The organism is Actinomadura flavalba DSM 45200 (genome assembly GCF_000374305.1).
Lineage (GTDB): Bacteria > Actinomycetota > Actinomycetes > Streptosporangiales > Streptosporangiaceae > Spirillospora > Spirillospora flavalba.
This window is the reverse complement of the sequence record NZ_KB894097.1, coordinates 330,514-349,211: the sequence shown is the minus strand read 5'-3', so window position 1 is coordinate 349,211 and position 18,698 is coordinate 330,514. Positions and strand designations below refer to the sequence as shown.

Below are 18,698 nucleotides of genomic sequence, written 5' to 3'. Positions count from 1 at the left end.
CGGAGACCGCGTCCGGGTCGCCGGATGAGCCTGACGGTCGTCGGGGTGCCGGGGGAGCGGCGCGTCGCGGCGTTCACCGAGGCGTGCCGGGCGGCGGGGCTGGCCGCGCCGCCCGTCGTCCCGTGGGCGGACGTGCTGCTCGGCCGTCCGCTCGCGCTCGCCCCCGGCGAGCCGGTGCGGATCGAGTCGCCGGGGTCGGACGCCGAGACCGACGCGCTGCTGCGCGGGCCCGGCGAGCCGTCCCGCGTCGGCGGCGGTGCCGCCTGGTACGCGAACTTCGTCCGGGGCCTGCGCCGCGTCGCCGCCACCGGCGCGCGGCTGACCTGCGACACCGGCGAGGTCGCGGTCATGTTCGACAAGCGCCGCTGCCACGCCCGCCTGGACGCCGCCGGGGTGCCCGTCCCGGTGGCGCTCGGCCCCGTCACCGGCTACGCGTCGCTGCGCGCGGCGATGGCGGCGGCGGGCGAGCGGCGGGTGTTCGTCAAGCCGCCGCACGGCTCGTCGGGCTCGGGCGTCGTCGCGCTCCAGACGGCGCCGGACCGGGTCAAGGCGGTCGCACCGGTCACGCTCACGCCGGACGGCCCGGTCAACTCGCTCCGGCTGCACACCTACGACACCGAGGCCGAGGTCGCGGCGCTGATCGACGCCCTCGCCCCCGACGGCCTGCACGTCGAGCGCTGGCTGCCCAAGGCCGCCGTCGGCGGCCGGACGTTCGACCTGCGCGTCGTCGTGATCGCCGGGGAGCCCACGCACGTCGTCGTCCGCACCGGCACCGGGCCGCTGACGAACCTGCACCTCGGCAACGCGCGCGGCGACCTGGCCGCCGTGCGCGACCTGCTCGGCGCGGGCTGGCGGCGGGCGCTGGACGTGTGCGCCGCCGCGGCGGCCTGCTTCCCGGGCACGCCGATGGCCGGCGTCGACCTGCTCGTCGGGCTGCGCGGGCAGTGCGCGGTCGGTGAGGTGAACGCCTTCGGTGACCTGCTGCCCGGTCTGCGAGGATTGCCGGGCACGTCTGCCGAGGGGCTGGACGTCTACACCGCGCAGCTCCGCGCGCTCGGCCTGCTGGAGGAGCTGCCATGCCCGACATGAACCGGATCGTCGGCACGCACGACCTCGTCCTCATCACGCTCGACACGCTCCGGTACGACGTCGCCGAAGAACTGTGCTCCGCCGGGGAGACCCCGCACCTCGCGGCCGTCCTGCCCGGCGGGCGCTGGGAGCGGCGGCACACGCCGGGCAGCTTCACCTACGCCGCGCACGCCGCCATGCTCGCCGGGTTCCTCCCCACCCCCGCCGCCCCCGGCCCGCACCCCCGGCTGTTCGCCGCCGCCTTCCCCGGCAGCGAGACCACCGCCCCCGGCACCTGGACGTTCGACGCCGCCGACCTGCCCACCGGCCTCGCCGCCGCCGGGTACCACACCGTCTGCGTCGGCGGCGTCGGCTTCTTCAACGGGCTGACCGCGCTCGGCTCGGCCCTGCCGTCGCTGTTCGCCGAACGCCACTGGGAGCCGGAGTTCGGCGTCACCGAACCCGCCGCGCTGCGCCACCAGACCGACCGCGTCGCCGCCGTCCTCGCCCGCACGCCCGCCGAACGGCCGCTGTTCCTGCTGCTCAACGTCGCCGTCCTGCACCAGCCCAACTGGTTCTACCTCGACGGCGCCACCCGCGCGCACGGCGACACCCGCGCCAGCCACGCCGCCGCCCTGCGCGCCGCCGACCGCGACCTCGGCCGCCTCTTCGCCCTGTTGCGGCGGCCGAGCTTCGTCATCGTCTGCTCCGACCACGGCACCGCCTACGGCGAGGACGGCCACACCGGGCACCGGCTCGGCCACGAGGTCGTCTGGACCGTTCCGTACGGGGAGTTCCTCCTGTCATGACCAGCCCCTACCAGCACTACGTCTACGCGTATCCGCACAAGACGGCCTACCGTCCGCTCGACCCCGAACCGTCGCTGCGCGACGTCTGGTCCGGCGAGGACCGCAGCGCCCTCTTCCTCTACCTGCACATCCCGTTCTGCGAGATGCGCTGCGGCTTCTGCAACCTGTTCACCCGCACCGGCGCCCCCGAGGAACTGACCACCGCCTACCTGGACGCCCTCGACCGGCAGGCCACCGCCGTCACCGACGCCCTCGGCCCCGCCGCGTTCGCCACCGCCGCGTTCGGCGGCGGCACCCCTACCTACCTCACCGCCGCCGAACTCGACCGGCTCTGCGCCATCGCCGGACGCTTCACCGACCTGCGCGCCGTCCCGCTCGGTGTCGAGACGTCCCCGGCGACCGCCACCACCGACCGGCTCGCCGTCCTCGCCGACCACGGCACCACCCGCGTCTCCATCGGCGTGCAGAGCTTCGTCGACGAGGAGGCCCGCGCCGCCGTCCGCCCGCAGAAGCGCGCCGAGGTCGAGGCGGCGCTCGACCGCATCCGCGCCGCCGAGATCCCCGTCCTCAACATCGACCTCATCTACGGCATCGACGGACAAACCCCCGCCACCTGGCTGCACTCGCTGGACGCCGCGCTGCGCTGGGAGCCCGAGGAGCTGTACCTGTACCCGCTCTACGTCCGGCCGCTGACCGGTCTGGCGCGCCGCCCGTCCGACTGGGACGACGACCGGCTGGAGCTGTACCGCGTCGGCCGCGACCACCTGCTCGCCCACGGCTACGAGCAGGTGTCGATGCGGATGTTCCGGCGTCCCGGCAGCGGCGGCGGCACCGAGTACTGCTGCCAGACCGACGGCATGATCGGCCTCGGCTGCGGCGCCCGCTCCTACACCGGCGCGCTGCACTACTCGTTCGAGTACGCGGTCGGCGCCACCCAGGTCCGCGCGATCATCGACGACTACGTCGCCGCGCCCGACTTCTCCCGCGCCCGCGTCGGGTTCGCGCTCGACACCGACGAGCGGCGGCGCCGGTACGTCCTGCAATCGCTGCTCCAGGCGTCCGGCCTCGACCGGGCCGCCTACCGCGAACGCTTCGGCGGCGACGCGGCCGACCACCTGGACCTCGCGCCGCTCGCCGAGCGCGGCTGGCTGGAGGACGCGCCGGACGTCCTGCGGCTCACCCCCGACGGGCTCGCCCACTCCGACGCCATCGGCCCCGCGCTGTTCTCACCGCGCGTGCACGCGCTCATGAACACCTACGAGGTGCGCTGATGGACCACCTGACGATCCTCTACCGGGGACCGCTCGCGAGCTGCGACTACGACTGCCCGTACTGCCCGTTCGCCAAGCGCCGCGACACGCCCGAGCAGCTCCGCGCCGACCGGGCGGCGCTCGAACGCTTCACCGCCTGGGTCGCCGGATGCGGGCACCCGGTGTCGGTGCTGTTCACGCCCTGGGGCGAGGGCCTCGTCCGGTCGTGGTACCGCCGGGCGCTGGTGGAGCTGAGCCGGATGACGCACGTCGAGCGCGTCGCGATCCAGACCAATCTCAGCCACCGCGTCGACTGGACCGGGGACGCCGACCTCGACCGGCTCGCGCTCTGGGCCACCTACCACCCCGAGCAGGTGCCCTACGACCGTTTCCTGGCCAAGTGCCGTGACCTGGCGGCGCGCGGCGTCCGGTACAGCGTGGGCGTCGTCGGTCTGCCCGAGCACCGGCCCGCCGCGCGCCGGCTCCGCCGCGAACTGCCCGCCGCGACCTACCTGTGGGTCAACGCCGCCGAAGGACGGGAGTACACCGACGAGGAGGCGGCGGAGTGGACCGCGATCGACCCGCACTTCGCGCTGAGCCGCCACCCCCACGCGAGCCTCGGGCTACCGTGCCGGACGGGGGAGAGCGTCGTCTCGGTGGACGGCGAGGGGACGGTGCGGCGGTGCCACTTCGTTCCGGCCGTCCTGGGGAATCTCTACGACGGGTCGTTTCGGGCGGCGCTGCGTCCGCGCGGCTGCCCGCTGGAGAAATGCGACTGCCATATCGGATACGTCCATCTGGCGCCGCTGGGACTTTATGAAACTTTCGCGGGCGGTGTGCTGGAGCGCATTCCGCCCGGATGGCGCGGCCCGCAGGGTAATGCGCGCCGCGCGCTGCCGATCACACCCGCCCGGTAGGAGTTCGATGCCGTAAATGAGCATCTGGGAAGAATCGGTGAGAATTCCAGTGGGTCCGCGGTGGACGGACCCCTGAAAGAACCGCCGCTATCTCAGGCGAGGTCGAGACGCCCGGCGCGGACCTCGTCCAGCAGGTCGGCCCAGCCGGTGTTCGCCATGGTCAGCGCGCCACCCTCCGGGTTCTTGCTGTCGCGGACGGCGATGTGGGACACCGCACCGGCGACCTCGACGCATTCGCCGTTGGCGCCGCTGTACGAGCTGGTCCGCCAATCGGCGAAACCGTGCTGCGCGTCCATCCTTGCTCCTTTGCGGGGTTAGTCCGTCAATGTCGCCGCCGCACTCGCCGCAGGGCTCAGTGCGACGGCTCTGAGATGCTCGAACGCCACCCTATACCGGTCGACCTCTTCGGGTTCCTCAAGAAAGATGTCGCCGGCCTGACTTTCGATATAGACGACATCGGGACCGACCGGCTCGGGAAAGCGCATGAGCACGAACGAGCCCACCAGACCGGGATGGGCGCCCGCCTCGAACGGCACCATCTGCACCGTCACCGACGGCGAGGCCGTCGCGTGCCGCAGGTGCTCCAGTTGCGTCCGCATCACTCCCGGGCCGCCCACCGAGCGGCGCAGCGCGGCCTCGTCCACGATCGCCCACAGCCGCAGCGGCGCCGGGCCGGTCAGCCGCTCCTGGCGCTTGATCCGCGCCTCGATCCGGTGCTCGATCTCGTCGGCGGTGGCGTCCGGCAGCGAGCCCGCGGTGACGGCGCGGGCGTAGTCCTCGGTCTGGAGCAGACCCGGAATGTGCAGGCTCTGGTAGGTCAGCAGCTCGACGGCCTCGCTCTCGAACTCGATGTAGGACGCGTACCGCTCGGGCAGCTCGGACGCCAGCGTGTGCAGCCAGCTCCGCTGCCGGGCGCTCTTGAGCAGTGTGGTCAGTTCGGCGCTCTCGGTGTCGTCGACGCCGTAGGCGAGGAGCAGCGAGGCGAGCGTGCGGGGCTGCGGCCGGACCCGCGCCGTCTCGATGCGGTAGAGCGTCGCGGTGTTGATGCCGGTGCGCTCGGCCACGTCGTCGCGGGTGAGCCCGCTGCACGAGCGGTGGCGGCGCAGTTCGGCGGCGAGCCGGCGCAGCCGGACGGTCGGTGCGGGACGGGAGCCGGTCACGCGGCCTCCTCGCGGACGAAAATTGCAACCAATGTTTCTGCATACCTTGCATTTCCTGCGACCCGGGGGCACGCTGGGCACAGCTTGCCACGGTCACGCTCCGAGTTCAGCCGAACGCGCAAGGTCGGCAAGGCTCGGCTGACCACCGACAACGGGGGACGGAGAACGCGATGTGCACAGGCCGGTACGGCGGGGGCGCGGCAGGACGGGAGTCGCTGCGGTGATCGAGACGACCCTGGCCGGCCCCAGCCGGTTCTCGCTCAGCTTCACCCCCGAGGCCCCCGCCATCCGCGTCGCGCGCGAGACCGTCCGCGCGGCGCTCGCCGCGTGGGACCTCGCCGACCTCGCCGACGACGCCGAGCTGGTCACCAGCGAACTCGTCACCAACGCGCTGCGGTACGCCGCCGACGCGACCGTCGTGCTCACGCACGAACCGGGGCGCGTCCTGCTGGAGGTCGTGGACGACAACCCCGAGCCCCCGCACGCCGAGGCGGCCGGTCCCGTCGACGAGCACGGGCGCGGGCTGCTCATCGTCGCGGCGCTCGCCGCCGACTGGGGATGGCGGCCCGACGGGACGGGCAAGTCGGTCTGGGCGCTGCTGACGTCAGGGTGACGGACGGCCGCTCGCGGGCACGTCGGCGATCGTCGCGCCGGGCGTGTCCTCGGGATCGTCGCCGACGGGGCCGCCGGACGGCGCGTCGGGCACGGGGCCGGGCGGCCCCTCGGGCGGCGCCTCGTCGGCCAGGGGCACCGGCGTGCGCAGCGTCGTCACCACGCGGTAGGCGACGGCGACGACGGGCACCGCCACGACCGCTCCGGCGATGCCCGCCAGCAACGTCCCCGCGGTCACGGCGACGAGGATGACGGCCGGGTGCAGCTTCAGCGCCCGGCCCATGATCAGTGGTTGCAGCAGGTTCCCCTCGGCCTGCTGCACCGCGATGACGGCGGCCAGGACGATGAGCGCGTCGGTGACGCCGTTGCTGACCAGCGCGATCAGCACCGCCGCCGCGCCCGCGACGGTCGCGCCGACGATCGGGATGAACGCCGCGATGAACGTCAGCAGCGCCAGCGGCAGTGCCAGCGGCACGCCGATGACGAGCAGCGCGACGCCGATGCCGATCGCGTCGACCGCGGCGACGAACACGGTGCCGTGCACGTACGCGACCAGGGTGGACCAGCCCGCGTGCGCCGCGCGGTCGGCGGGTTCGCGCGCCCGGACCGGCAGCATCCGCAGCACCCACCGCCACATCGACGGGCCGTCCTTCAGCACGAAGAACAACAGCACGAGCGCCAGCAGGATGGCGGTGAGCGTCTGCGTGGCGGCGGTCGCGCTGGCGCTGAGGTCGGGCGCGGCGGCCTGCGCGGCCCTGGTCATGGAGTCGGTGAGCCGGTCGAGCCGTTCCTCGTTCAGCGGCAGCGGCCCGTTGAGCAGCAGTTCCCGGATGCGGTCGACGCCGCCGGTCAGGCCCTTCTGCAACTCGGGCCACTGGCGGAACGTCTGGTTGCCGATCAGGATCAGCGGCAGGATGACGGCGGCGAGCAGCGTCAGCACGCCGCCCAGCGCCGCCGCCCACGCCGGGAACCGCAACCGCCGCAACCATCGCGTCACCGGCGAGATCAGCGCGGCCATCAGCAGCATCGCGACCAGCGCCAGCGTCACCGGCGCCAGGAACACCAGCAGCCAGAGCACCAGCCCGGCACCGGCCCCGATGACGAGCACGCACGCCATGGCGAGGGCGGCGTTCTTCAGCCCCCGGGGCACTCCACCGACCTTCTCCGGCTCCGTCACATCGACGGGCTACCCTTGATCGACGCCGATAACCCGCGCCCACCTCGCGGCCCCGGCACCGTTCCCCGGAGGCCGTCCGCGTGCCGACGGTTCAGGTCTCGCGCTGGGGCTGGTAGTCGGATTCGGTGACGCCGAACGTCCAGGCGACGCCCTCGCGGGCCGTGCGGGTCGCCGGGGGGACGCGCAGGTGGTACGTGCGGTAGGTGCCGTCGGGTTCGGGGGTGGAGTTGACGACCTCGACCATGACGACCGGTTCGTCACCGGGCAGGTCGATGCGCCACAGCACGCCGGTCTCGTCCCGGTGCAGGGGTTCGGCGCCCGACTCCTTCAGGTAGCGGTCGAAGCCGTAGATCTCCAGCATGACGCGGCGCAGCTCGGCGTTCTCCTCGCGCGCGATGCGCCCGACGTCGACGTCGGCGAGGGACGCGACGAAGTCGGCGGGGATCGGCATGCCGCGCCAGGCGTGCAGGCCGAAGCCGTCCGGCCAGGAGATCGCCGGGCCGTCGCCCCGGTGCAGCCGGCCGGGCTCGTCGCGGTGCAGCTCGACGGGACGCTCGGCCATGATCACCAGGTCGCGGTAGGGCCACCACCAGCCCGTCGCGCGGGCGGCCTCGGCCAGACCCGCGAGCGGATCGAGCCGCCCCAGCGTGTCGAAGACGGCGAGCCACGCGGCGTCGTGCTGGCCGAGGACGGCGTCGAGCGTGGCCGCGCGCAGCGGCGCGGTGACCGACTCCTCCGCGAGTTCGCCCACGGACTGCCGGATGCGCGCGACCAGCGCGTTCACCGGCTCCCACAGGATCGCGCCGGTGTCGGACCAGGCGGTCGCCCAGCCGCGCGGCCCGAGCGCGGCGGCGGCCTCGGCGCGGACCCGCTCCCACGGGCGCGTGCGCACCCGGTCGCGGACGGACGGCCCAGGGTCGGGAAGGGCCGGGACCGCGAGCCCCGCCCCCGCCAGCGCCCCGCCGTGACCGGCGAGCGTCGCCGCCGCGACCGCGCCCGCGGCGGGGGAGTCGACCCAGATCACGTGCGCCGGGGCGTCCAGCCCGGCCGCCGCGTAGGCCGCCCGGACGCCCGCCTCGGCGCGCGCACGGTCGGACGGGCCGGTGGTGTAGGCCGCCGCCTGCCAGCTCATCAGCAGACCCGCCTGGTCGATGGCGTCCATCAGTCGGCCACCACCCGGACGGAACGCGGCGTGTACTCGCGCTGCCGCACGATCCGGAACCAGCCCTTGGGCAGCGCGATCGCGGCGTGCTCCTCGTGCACGAGCCGCCCGCCCGAGGGCAGGTGCAGGTAGTCCGGCGCGAGCGGCGAGGGGTCGCGGCGCAGCGCTCCGGGCCCCGAGAGGGCGTGCGCGTGCCCCGTCACCTCCCCGAGCGCGAGGACGATGCGGCCCCGGCCGTCGCGGGGCGCCTCGGGCAGCGCGAGCGCGGACGCCGGGACGGCGTCGTCGGCCACCGGCACGATGAGGATGTCTCCCTGTCGGTACATGAGGCGAACGTAGCCCGCGCCTCCGACATTTCCGGGGCGGTGTCAGAAGCCCCGCGTCCGCCGCGCCGCCGGGCGCGCCCCGCGCCCGGACGCGCTCAGCCCCACGCTCTGGAACGCCCGCACCAGCTCGCCGCCCAGGTTGACGCCCGCGCCGAGCGCCAGCGCCACCGACAGCGCCCCCACCAGGCTGAGCGCGCCCGTCGCGGCCTCGCCGGTGTTCAGCTCGACCATGCCCCGGTACAGCAGCATCCCCGGCAGCAGCGGGGAGATCGCGGGCACGATGAACGGCAGCGTCGGCGCCTGCCTGCGCCGCGCGTACAGGTGCCCGATGACGCCGATCACGATCGCCGACAGCGCCGCCGCCAGCACCGGCGCGACGCGCAGGTTGAGGAGCGACACGTAGATCATCCAGATCACCGCGCCGCCGATCGCCGCCGGGAGCAGCACGGCGCGCGGCACCGCCAGCGACAGCGCGAACGCCACCGCGACCCCGGCCGCCGCCAGGATGCGCAGCGGCTGGAGCAGCGCCGGGGCGGACGGCAGGTCGCCCAGCTCGACGTTCACGCCCAGGTAGACGGCCCCGTAGACGACCGCGCCGACCCCCGCCACGATCGCGGTGATGATGAAGAAGACCTCCAGCAGCCGCGCCCCCGCGCTGACGAGGTCGCCGGTGATGCCGTCCTGGATGCTGGCGACGAGCGGACGACCGGGCAGCAACGCGAGGATGGACCCGGTGACGATCGTCGAGGCCCGCCCGGGACTGCCGAGCGCCACCACGATCACGGCGGCGGTCGCGCCGAACCCGGCCGCGACGGCGAGCTGGAAGAACTCCGCGATGCCGCGCCGGGCGAGCGCGGCGGCGCAGCGGTCGCCGAAGACCGTCGCGACGAACGCCGTCCCGGCGACGATGAGCCCGCCGCCGCCGAGGACGCCCGCCGACGCGGCGATGAGCCCGAAGCTCAGCACCATCAGCCACGGCGGATACGGCGCGCGCCCGCGCTTGATCTTGGCCAGCTCGGCGTGCGCGTCGTCCAGGCCGAGCATGCCGATCGACGCCTCCTGCACCAGCGCGTGCAGGGCCGTCAGCCGCCAGTACGCCGGGGTGCGGCGGCGGATCGCGCGCGACCCGGTGACGGGGTGCGCCCCGTTGCCCGGGTGCGCGGACACGAGCAGGCTCGTGAACGTCACCTGGACCTCGCAGCGCGGGATCTCGTAGGCGACGGCGAGGCTCAGCATCGCCTCGTTGACCCGTTCGGTGGACTCCCCGGACGCCAGCAGCAGGTCGCCGACGCGCAGGACGAGGTCGATCGCGCGGGGATCGACGCTCTCGCCGGGTTCGTCCTCGGGAGGCTCGGGCGCGCTGCCGTCCATCAGTACGTGCCAGCTACGCCGCAAGCGCTCGCTCGCCCGCCCCATACGCCGACGTGTCCTTCGTTCGATGATCGTTCCGCAGGGCAGGCTACCCGCCCAGGACCCGTCCTTTTCCCGTTAAAGGGGCGACCTTTTCCACAGCCGGACGTTCGTGGTGCGAGGCGGTCCGGGGGACTGGTAGCAAGGAGCCATGACGACGCCCGACGAGACCGCCCTGCGCGCCGAGGCCGAACGCTGCCTGGAGGCCCTCGCGGGCACCGGCGCCCGCCTGCGCGACGACCAGTGGACCGCGATCCGCGCCCTCGTCGTCGAACGCCGCCGCGCGCTCGTCGTGCAGCGCACCGGCTGGGGCAAGTCCGCCGTCTACTTCGTCGCGACCCGGCTGCTGCGCGACCGCGGCGCCGGACCCACCGTCATCGTCTCGCCGCTGCTGGCGCTCATGCGCAACCAGATCGAGGCCGCCGAGCGCGCGGGCATCCAGGCCCGCACGATCAACTCCGCCAACACCGACGACTGGGAGACGGTCTTCGCCGAGGTCGAGGCCGGAGCCGTCGACGTGCTGCTCGTCAGCCCCGAGCGGCTCAACAACCCCGACTTCCGCGACCTGGTGCTGCCCAAGCTCGCCGCCGGGGCGGGCCTGGTCGTCGTGGACGAGGCGCACTGCATCTCCGACTGGGGGCACGACTTCCGCCCCGACTACCGCCGGTTGCGCACCCTGCTGTCCGACCTGCCGCCGGGCATCCCCGTCCTGGCCACCACCGCGACGGCCAACGCCCGCGTCACCGCCGACGTCGCCGAGCAGCTCGCCGAGGAGAACACGCTCGTCCTGCGCGGCGCGCTCGAACGCGACTCGCTGCATTTGTCGGTGGTGCGGCTGCCGCTGGCCGAGCAGCGCGTCGCCTGGCTGGGCGAGAACCTCGACAAGCTGCCCGGATCGGGCATCATCTACACGCTCACCGTCGCGGCGGCGCACGAGATCACCGGCTATCTGCGCGACCGCGGCTTCGAGGTCGCGGCCTACTCCGGGCAGACCGAGCCCGCCGAACGCCTCCAGGCCGAACGCGACCTCCAGGGCAACCGGCTCAAGGCCCTCGTCGCCACCAGCGCGCTCGGCATGGGCTTCGACAAACCCGACCTCGGCTTCATCGCGCACGTGGGGGCGCCGCAGTCGCCGGTGGCGTACTACCAGCAGATCGGCCGCGCGGGACGCGGCGTCGACCGCGCCGAGGTCATCCTGCTGCCCGGCACCGAGGACCGGCAGATCTGGGCGTACTTCGCGAGCCTCGCGTTCCCGCCCGAGCCGCTGGTGCGCACCACGCTCGACGTGCTCTCCGCCGCCGACCGGCCGCTGTCCACGGGCGCGCTGGAACCGCTCGTCGATCTCGGCCGGTCGCGGCTGGAGATGATGCTGAAGGTCCTCGACGTCGACGGCGCCGTCCGGCGCGTCAAGGGCGGCTGGACGGCCACGGGCGAGCCCTGGTCCTACGACCGCGAGCGCTACGCCCGCGTCACCGCCGAACGCGAACGCGAACAGCGGGCCATGCTGGAGTACATCGCGACGGACGGCTGCCGCGAGGAGTACCTGCGCCGCCGCCTGGACGACCCGGCCGCCCGCCCGTGCGGCCGGTGCGACAACTGCACGGGCGTGCACCGCCCGGCGACGGTCAGCGAGGCGGGCGCCGTCCAGGCCCGCGACCGGCTGCGCCGCCCCGGCGTCGACGTGGCGCCCCGCCGCATGTGGCCCACGGGCGTCAAGGACGACCTCGGCGTCGGCGGCCGGATCGCGGCGGGCGTGCAGGCCGAGCCGGGCCGCGCGCTGGGCCGCCTCACCGACATCGGCTGGGGCAACCGGCTGCGCGAACTGCTCGCTCCCGGCGTCCCCGACACCGACGTCCCGCCGGACATGCTCGACGCGGTTATCCAGGTGCTCGCGGCCTGGGAGTGGGCCGAGCGCCCCGCGGGCGTCGTCTCGATGGGTTCCCGTTCACGGCCCCGCCTGGTCGGCGGCCTGGCCCGCCGGCTGAGCGAGATCGGCCGGCTGCCGTTCCTCGGCGAGTTCGTCCCCCTAGGCGACCCGGTCCCGCGCCGTCACAACAGCGCGCAGCGGCTCCGCTCGGTCTGGTCGTCGCTGTCGCTGCCGCCGGAGACGACGGCGGCCGTGGCCGCGAGCCCCGGCCCCGTCCTGCTCGTGGACGACCACATCGACACCGGCTGGACCATGACCGTGGCCACCAGGACACTCCGCGAGGCGGGCGCCCCCGCCGTCCTCCCGCTGGTGCTGGCCGTCGTCAACTAGGCGCCGGTCAGTTCTTGATGGGGTTGTCCATCACGTCGAGGGACGGGCGGGCGCCGAGGTGCTGCATGGCCTGGACGGCGAGGCGGCAGCCCGCGGTCAGCGCGTCCGCCGGGGGCTTGCCGTCGAGCCACGGCGGCAGGAAACCGGCGATGAAGGCGTCGCCCGCGCCGGTGCCGTCGACGATCTTGTCGATGGGCTCGGCGGGGACCGTCACCGGCTCGCGGCGGCCGTTGGTGTACCAGAGCGCGCCGTCGGCGCCGCTCTTGATCACGACCTGCGGGTACCAGGCGGTCAGCACCTTGGCCGCCTGGTCGGGCGAGTCGCGGCCGGTCAGCACCTCGGCCTCGGCCGCGTTGATGATCAGCAGCCGGGCGCCCTGCGTCCACTCCAGGAACGGTTCGGCGCCGACGCGCTTGAGCGGCGAGGACGAGCCGCCGTCCACCGAGAACGACATCTGCGCCTTGCGCGCCAGGTCGAGCGCGTGCGTGGCCGCCACCCGGGAACCTTCGTTGACCAGCGAGTACCCGGACATGTGCAGGTGGGTCGCCTGGTTGAACAGGTCGCGGCAGCGCTCGATGTCCTCCACGAGCAGCGTCGCGTTGGCGCCCGGGTCGGAGAGCATCGTGCGGTCGCCCTTGTGGGTGACGAGGACGACGCAGGTTCCGGTGGGGCGCTCGCCGTCCAGCACGAGCCGGGCGTCCACGCCGTAGCCCATCAGCTCCATGTCGCGGTTGCGGCCCGCGATGTCGGAGCCGCGGCGGCCGACGAACGCCACGTCGACGCCTTCGAGCGCGAGCCAGGAGGCCACGTTGGCTCCCGAGCCGCCCCCGTGGGACGTCACCGCCGCGGGCGTGTCACTGCCCTTGGCGAGAGGGAACGCGGCACGGGCCACGGTGTCAGTCATCAAGTCGCCAACCACGACCACGCGCGTCATGGGAGTCATCACCTCGATCAACGGCCCGCGTGAGCGGCGTACTGAGCGTGTGCTCGACCGTAACAGCTCTTGACCCGCTCATAGGTCTCGAACGCGCAGCGAACTTCGAGAACACGGCGTTTTTCCCGGGTGCGGCAGGTGGGGCCGCGTGCCTTACCCTCGGGTACGTGACCGAGGGGTATCCGGATCGCTGGGAAGCCGACGTCCTGCTGACCGATGGCGGGACGGCGCACCTGCGTCCCATCCGGAGCGAGGACGCCGAGCTGCTGCGCGAGTTCTACGCGCGCCTGTCGCCCGAGACGATCTACTACCGCTTCTTCTCGCCCCGCCCCCGGCTGAGCGAACGTGAGATCGCCCACCTCACCACCGTCGACTACGAGAACCGCGTCGCGTTCATCGCCACGATCGGCGGGCGGATGGTCGCGGTGGTCCGCTACGACCGGCTGTCCGGCCGCCCCGGCACGGCCGAGGTGGCCTTCCTGGTGGAGGACGCCCACCAGGGCCGCGGGCTCGGCGCCGTCCTGCTGGAGCACATCGCGGCGGCGGCGCGCGAGCGGCGCGTGGACCGGTTCGTGGCGAGCGTCCTGCCCGACAACCGGCGGATGACGCGCGTGTTCCGCGAGGCGGGGTACCGCGCCGAGCAGCGGTTCGAGGACGGCGTGATCGAGCTGGTGCTCGACCTGGAGCCCACCGAGACGTCCGTGGAGGTCATGGCGGCGCGCGAGCACCGCGCCGAGTCGCGGTCGATCCAGCGGCTGCTGTTCCCCGCGTCGGTCGCGGTGATCGGCGCGAGCCGGGCCGAGCACACCGTCGGGCAGACCGTCCTGCGCAACCTGCTCGCCGGGGACTTCACCGGGCCCGTCTATCCGGTGCATCCGACCGCGACGGCCGTCGCCGGAGTGCGGGCCTATCCCTCCGTGCTGGACATTCCCGACGACGTCGATCTGGCCGTCGTCGCCGTGCGCGCCGAGACCGTCCACGAGGTCGTGGAGCAGTGTGCGAGCAAGGGCGTGCACGGCCTGATCGTGGTGTCGTCGGGGTTCGGCGAGATGGGGGAGGATGGCCGCGCCCGGCAGGACCGGCTCGTGCGGCTGGCGCGCGCCTACGGGATGCGCGTCGTCGGGCCGAACTGCCTCGGCATCGCCAACACCGACCCCGAGGTGCGGCTGAACGCCACACTCGCGCCGACGATGCCGGGCCGGGGCCCGATCGGGTTCTTCTCCCAGTCGGGCGCGCTCGGCATCGCGATCCTCCAGCGCACCGCCGAACGCGGGCTCGGGCTCTCCTCGTTCGTCTCGGCGGGCAACCGCGCGGACGTCTCCGGCAACGACCTCATGCAGTACTGGGAGGAGGACCCGGCGACCAACGCCGTCCTGCTCTACCTGGAGTCGCTGGGCAACCCGCGCAAGTTCACCCGGCTGGCCCGCCGCCTCGGGCGCCGCAAGCCCATCGTCGCGGTCAAGAGCGGGCGCAGCACGCAGGGCATCCCGCTCGGCCACGCCGCCGCGGCCCTCAGCCTGCCCGACCACGCCGTCAGCGCGCTGTTCGCGCAGGCCGGGGTCATCCGCGTGGAGGACCTGTCCGAACTGTTCGACGTCGCGCAGTTGCTCGCCTACCAGCCGCTCCCGGCGGGCGACCGCGTCGCGATCATCGACAACTCCGACTCGCTCGGGTTGCTCGCGCACGACGCGGCCGTCGCGCAGGGCCTCCAGGTCGGCGTCCCGGTGAACCTCGGGCCGCGCGCGGTCGCCGCCGACTACGAACGGGCGCTCGCCGCCGCGCTCGCCGACCCGGCCGTGGACGCCGTCGTCGCGCTGTTCACCCCGCCGACCATCGGCGGCTACGACCTGTCGGTGCCGGAGAAGATCCTGCGGCTGGCCGCCGGGAGCGACAAGCCGATCGTCGCGACCTACCTCGGCGCCAAGGGCATGCCCGCCGACCTGCGCGTCACCGGCCCGGACGGCGCCGCCGTCGCCGGGTCGGTCCCCTCCTATCCGGCCCCGGAGGACGCGGTGCGCGCGCTGGCGTACGTGGTGCGCTACGCGCGGTGGCGCCGCCGCCCGCCGGGGCGGCTGCCGGAGATCGTCGACGCCGACCGGCGCCGCGCCCGCGCCCTCGTCGAGGACTGGCTCGCCAAGGGCGACGCCGTCTCCGCGACGGCCGGGCAGGCGGCCGAGCTCCTCGCCTGCTACGGCGTCACCGTCACCCCCGGCGGACGCGCGGGCTCCCAGGACGACGGGGACGTCGTGCTCGCCGCCGACCCGCGCACGGTCACCGGCGGGGGACGGGGCGTGCCGACCCGCGTCACCACCCGCGAGGACCCCTCCTTCGGCGCGGTGATCTCCTTCGGCCTCGCGGGCGAGACGGCGGCGCTGCTGGACGACCGCGCCTACCGGCTCGCGCCGCTCACCGACGTGGAGGCGTCCGACCTCATCCGGGCGGTCCGGACGGCGCCGCTGCTGCTCGGCCACCGGGGCACCGAGCCGGTCGACCTCGCCGCGCTGGAATCGCTGCTGCTGCGCGTCTCCCGCCTCGCCGACGACCTGCCCGAGGTCGCCCGGCTGGAACTGAGCCCGGTGTACGCGACCCCGGACGGCACCTCGGTGGAGAGCGTCGCCCTCCATTTGGAACGTCCCCGGGGCCCCCGCCCGGAGTTGGGCCCGCGCCGCCTGAGCTAGCCCGTCAGGACGGCGGCGGCGCCGGGGCGGGCTCGGGCGTCGGCGGCAGCGGCGGGATCGGTTCCGGCGACGGGCCGGGCGGAACCGGCTGCGGCGGGCCGGGCGCCGGGGGATCGGGCGCCGGGCTCGGCGGCACCGGCGGCTGCGGCGGCGGTGCCGGGTCGGGGCCGGGCGGCGGGATGGGCGGCGGCGACGGAAGCGGATCGCGATCGGCCGTGACATCGTCCATACGCGTCCCTCTACCCACCGATCGGCGCGGGGAACGGGACGCCGCCCGCCGCATGTGCGCTCCCCCTCCGAACAGGGCAGGATGGGGCCATGAGGGAAACGCGAGCGACGGCAAACGGGTTGCGCACGGCGATCGAGCGCAGCGGTTACTACCCGGCCCTGGTCGCTGACGCGGTCGAGTCGGCCATCGGCGACGAACGGGTGCTCGCCTACGTGATCCACCACGAGGCGACCTTCGATCCGGCCATGGAGGTGCGCAGGCACGTCACGGTGCTGGTGCTGTCACCCACGCGGCTGCTGGTCTGCCACACCGACGAGCACCCTCCGGGCGACGGCATGGCGCAGCCGCACGCCTCCACCACGACCGAGGCGGTCAAGATCGACCGCGTGCAGTCGGTCGCGGTCACCCGCGTCGTCCCCGACCCGGCCTCCTACACGCCCGGCACGCAGCCCACCGAGGCCGTGCTGACGATCGGCTGGGGCGCCATCGCCCACATCGACCTCGAACCCGCCACCTGCGGCGACGAGAACTGCGAGGCCGACCACGGCTACACCGGCAGCGTCACCGCCGACGACCTCTCCCTGCGCGTCAGCGAGGCCGCCGACGGCGCGGAGGCGGTCGGGCAGGTGCTGGCGTTCGCCGAGGCGCTCTCGGTCGCCACGGCCACCGGCAGATGACGGTGGCCGCGCCGCCCGTGCCCCGGTACGGCGCGTCCGCGCTCGCCGATCTGCCCGCGTCCGTCCTCGCCGTGCTCGGCGTGCCCGGGGCGGTGAACGTCCTCGGGCTGCCCGAGCTGCCGCGCGCCTGCGTGCTGCTGGTCGACGGCCTCGGCTGGGAGCAACTGCGCGCCCACCCGGAAGACGCGCCGTTCCTGACGTCGCTCGGCGGCCGCGAACTCACCGCCGGGTTCCCGTCCACGACGGTCGCGAGCCTCGGCTCGCTCGGCACCGGCCTGCCGCCCGGCGAACACGGCCTGCTCGGCCTCCAGGTCGCCGTGCCGCACACCGGCGCCATGCTGAACCTGCTGTTCTGGGGCCCGGACGGCCCCGACCCGCTGGAGTTCCAGCCCGCGCCCACGGTGTACGAGCGCGCGGCGGCGGCCGGGATCGCCACGTCGTACGTCGCCTCCGGCGCGTTCCGGAACAGCCCGCTGACGCTGGCCACCTCGCGCGGCGCCGGCTACCGCGCGGCCGACAGCCTCGGCGAACTGCTCGCCCGCGCCGAACGCGCCCTGCACGCGGGCGACCGCGCGTACGTCACCGTCTACCACGCCGACCTCGACGCGACCGGCCACCGGCGCGGCGTCGACTCGGTGGAGTGGCGCTACCAGCTCCGCTTCGTCGACACGCTCGCCGAACGCCTGGCCGCGCTGCTCCCCGCCGGAACGGCCCTGCACATCACCGCCGACCACGGCATGGTCGACCCGTCCCGCCGCGTCGACCTCGACACCGACGCCGACCTCGCGGCGGGCGTGGCGCAGCTCGGCGGCGACGCCCGCGCCCGCTACGCCTACACCGAGCCCGGCGCGCACGCCGACGTCCTGGCGACGTGGCAGGCCCGGCTCGGCGCCGACTGCTGGGTCTACGACCGCGCGGCGGCGATCGAGGCGGGCTGGTTCGGCCCCGTGACGCCGCGCCTGGCGGACCGGATCGGCGACGTCATCGCCGTACCCCACGCCGACCTCGCCCTCGTCGCCTCCGAACGCGAACCCTGGCTCGACCGCATGGTCGGCATGCACGGCTCGCTGGTCCCGGCGGAACAGCTCGTCCCGCTGCTGACGGTCACCACCTGAGCGACACCGCCGCCGGACAGTAGGCTGCGGAGGGTGACGAACGCGGACACACCCTTCCCGGCACCCGGAGGCGGCGGTCAGACTGGCGGCGTGCATCCCCTCATCGACGTGCCCTCGCTGGACCGCCTGCTCGGCGAACCGCCCGCCCCGGTGCTGCTGGACGTCCGCTGGTCGCTGACCGGCCCGCCCGGCGCCGAGGCGTACCGGCGCGGTCATCTGCCGGGCGCGGTCTTCGTCGATCTCGACCGCGACGTCGCGGGCGAACCGGGCGCGGGCGGGCGGCATCCGCTGCCCGACCCGGACGCGTTCGCCGGGGTGATGCGGCGCGCCGGGCTGACCGAGGCCCGGTCCGTCGTCGTCTACGACGAGGCCGACTCCACCGCCGCCGCCCGCCTGTGGTGGACGCTGCGCTACTTCGGGCACGAACGCGTCCGCGTCCTGGACGGCGGCTACCGCGCCTGGCACGACGCGGGCCGCCCCGTCACCACCGACGAGCCCGCGCCCGCGTCCGGCGACTTCACCCCGCGTCCCGGGGGCCTGCCGCTGCTGGACGCCGACGGAGCGGCGGCGCTCGCGCGGGACGGCGTCCTGCTCGACGCGCGCGCCCCCGAACGCTTCCGGGGCGAGACCGAGCCGGTCGACCCGGTCGCGGGGCACGTCCCCGGCGCCGTCAACGCCCCGACCCAGGGCAACGTCGGCGTCGACGGACGGTTCCTGCCCCCGGACGTCCTGCGCGAGCGGTTCGCCGCGTTCGGCGCGACGGACGCCGAGGAGGTCGGCGCCTACTGCGGCTCGGGCGTGACCGCCGCGCACGAGGTGCTGGCCCTGACCGTCGCGGGCGTTCCGGCGGCGCTCTACGTGGGTTCCTGGTCGGACTGGATCACCGATCCGTCCCGCCCGGTCGCGACGGGCTGAAC

18 protein-coding genes are annotated in these 18,698 nt (G+C 74.4%); 10 read left to right on the top strand and 8 right to left on the bottom strand.

Annotation, left to right across the window (positions count from 1 at the left end; genetic code table 11):
* Window positions 1-24: 24 nt before the first annotated feature.
* Genes C229_RS0120340 through C229_RS0120325 form a run of 4 tightly spaced genes read left to right on the top strand, consistent with a single transcriptional unit; the run spans window position 25 to window position 4,044 of the window.
* Window positions 25-1,089 carry an STM4014 family protein gene (locus C229_RS0120340; RefSeq protein ID WP_018656949.1) on the top strand — a complete coding sequence of 355 codons (1,065 nt, stop codon included), beginning with the start codon at window positions 25-27 and terminating at the stop codon, window positions 1,087-1,089.
* Window positions 1,077-1,877, top strand: a complete 801-nt coding sequence (locus C229_RS0120335) for an STM4013/SEN3800 family hydrolase (RefSeq protein WP_018656948.1) — start codon at window positions 1,077-1,079, stop codon at window positions 1,875-1,877. Before C229_RS0120340 ends, C229_RS0120335 begins: the two co-directional genes overlap by 13 nt.
* A complete protein-coding gene (locus C229_RS0120330) occupies window positions 1,874-3,148 on the top strand; it encodes an STM4012 family radical SAM protein (RefSeq protein ID WP_018656947.1) in 1,275 nt (424 codons plus the stop codon). The genes C229_RS0120335 and C229_RS0120330 overlap by 4 nt, the downstream gene beginning before the upstream one ends.
* Window positions 3,148-4,044, top strand: a complete 897-nt coding sequence (locus C229_RS0120325) for an STM4011 family radical SAM protein (protein WP_018656946.1) — start codon at window positions 3,148-3,150, stop codon at window positions 4,042-4,044. Before C229_RS0120330 ends, C229_RS0120325 begins: the two co-directional genes overlap by 1 nt.
* A 92-nt stretch (window positions 4,045-4,136) precedes the next feature.
* Here the strand turns inward: C229_RS0120325 and C229_RS0120320 are convergent, their stop codons facing one another.
* Window positions 4,137-4,340 (bottom strand): DUF397 domain-containing protein, encoded by a 204-nt coding sequence (locus C229_RS0120320; RefSeq protein ID WP_018656945.1) that lies wholly within the window; start codon window positions 4,338-4,340, stop codon window positions 4,137-4,139.
* Between the two features lie 18 nt (window positions 4,341-4,358).
* Window positions 4,359-5,204: a helix-turn-helix domain-containing protein gene (locus tag C229_RS0120315; RefSeq protein ID WP_018656944.1), complete on the bottom strand. Its 846-nt coding sequence runs from the start codon at window positions 5,202-5,204 to the stop codon at window positions 4,359-4,361.
* A gap of 220 nt (window positions 5,205-5,424) precedes the next feature.
* Here C229_RS0120315 and C229_RS0120310 point away from each other — a divergent pair, with 220 nt between their 5' ends.
* Entirely contained in the window at window positions 5,425-5,817 is a 393-nt protein-coding gene (locus C229_RS0120310) for an ATP-binding protein (protein WP_018656943.1), read from the top strand.
* On the opposite strand, the gene C229_RS31270 is transcribed toward C229_RS0120310, so the two are convergent.
* The 4 genes from C229_RS31270 to C229_RS0120290 form a co-directional block, all read right to left on the bottom strand.
* Window positions 5,809-6,966: an AI-2E family transporter gene (locus C229_RS31270; RefSeq protein ID WP_018656942.1), complete on the bottom strand. Its 1,158-nt coding sequence runs from the start codon at window positions 6,964-6,966 to the stop codon at window positions 5,809-5,811. The genes C229_RS0120310 and C229_RS31270 overlap by 9 nt on opposite strands.
* 118 nt (window positions 6,967-7,084) lie before the next feature.
* Window positions 7,085-8,155, bottom strand: a complete 1,071-nt coding sequence (locus tag C229_RS0120300) for a DUF6745 domain-containing protein (protein ID WP_018656941.1) — start codon at window positions 8,153-8,155, stop codon at window positions 7,085-7,087.
* Complete coding sequence (locus tag C229_RS0120295; protein ID WP_018656940.1) at window positions 8,155-8,481, bottom strand: hypothetical protein; 327 nt, start codon at window positions 8,479-8,481, stop codon at window positions 8,155-8,157. Before C229_RS0120295 ends, C229_RS0120300 begins: the two co-directional genes overlap by 1 nt.
* Window positions 8,482-8,523: 42 nt before the next feature.
* Window positions 8,524-9,897: a threonine/serine exporter family protein gene (locus tag C229_RS0120290; RefSeq protein WP_033424579.1), complete on the bottom strand. Its 1,374-nt coding sequence runs from the start codon at window positions 9,895-9,897 to the stop codon at window positions 8,524-8,526.
* A 145-nt stretch (window positions 9,898-10,042) separates the two neighbouring features.
* Between C229_RS0120290 and C229_RS0120285 the strand changes: the two genes are divergently transcribed.
* A complete protein-coding gene (locus C229_RS0120285) occupies window positions 10,043-12,148 on the top strand; it encodes a RecQ family ATP-dependent DNA helicase (RefSeq protein WP_018656938.1) in 2,106 nt (701 codons plus the stop codon).
* Between the two features lie 7 nt (window positions 12,149-12,155).
* Here C229_RS0120285 and C229_RS0120280 read toward each other — a convergent pair whose 3' ends face one another.
* On the bottom strand, window positions 12,156-13,082 hold the full coding sequence (locus C229_RS0120280) for a carbohydrate kinase family protein (protein ID WP_018656937.1): 927 nt from the start codon (window positions 13,080-13,082) through the stop codon (window positions 12,156-12,158).
* Window positions 13,083-13,249: 167 nt separating this feature from the next.
* Between C229_RS0120280 and C229_RS0120275 the strand changes: the two genes are divergently transcribed.
* A complete protein-coding gene (locus C229_RS0120275) occupies window positions 13,250-15,760 on the top strand; it encodes a bifunctional acetate--CoA ligase family protein/GNAT family N-acetyltransferase (RefSeq protein WP_018656936.1) in 2,511 nt (836 codons plus the stop codon).
* A gap of 4 nt (window positions 15,761-15,764) precedes the next feature.
* On the opposite strand, the gene C229_RS0120270 is transcribed toward C229_RS0120275, so the two are convergent.
* Window positions 15,765-15,989 carry a hypothetical protein gene (locus tag C229_RS0120270; RefSeq protein ID WP_018656935.1) on the bottom strand — a complete coding sequence of 75 codons (225 nt, stop codon included), beginning with the start codon at window positions 15,987-15,989 and terminating at the stop codon, window positions 15,765-15,767.
* A gap of 89 nt (window positions 15,990-16,078) precedes the next feature.
* Between C229_RS0120270 and C229_RS0120265 the strand changes: the two genes are divergently transcribed.
* The 3 genes from C229_RS0120265 (at window position 16,079) to C229_RS0120255 (ending at window position 18,696) form a co-directional block, all read left to right on the top strand.
* Window positions 16,079-16,666 carry a DUF5998 family protein gene (locus tag C229_RS0120265; protein WP_033424578.1) on the top strand — a complete coding sequence of 196 codons (588 nt, stop codon included), beginning with the start codon at window positions 16,079-16,081 and terminating at the stop codon, window positions 16,664-16,666.
* Window positions 16,663-17,781, top strand: coding sequence for an alkaline phosphatase family protein (locus C229_RS0120260; RefSeq protein ID WP_018656933.1), 1,119 nt, complete (start codon window positions 16,663-16,665; stop codon window positions 17,779-17,781). The genes C229_RS0120265 and C229_RS0120260 overlap by 4 nt, the downstream gene beginning before the upstream one ends.
* Before the next feature lie 90 nt (window positions 17,782-17,871).
* Window positions 17,872-18,696 carry a sulfurtransferase gene (locus C229_RS0120255; protein WP_018656932.1) on the top strand — a complete coding sequence of 275 codons (825 nt, stop codon included), beginning with the start codon at window positions 17,872-17,874 and terminating at the stop codon, window positions 18,694-18,696.
* Window positions 18,697-18,698: the final 2 nt, after the last annotated feature.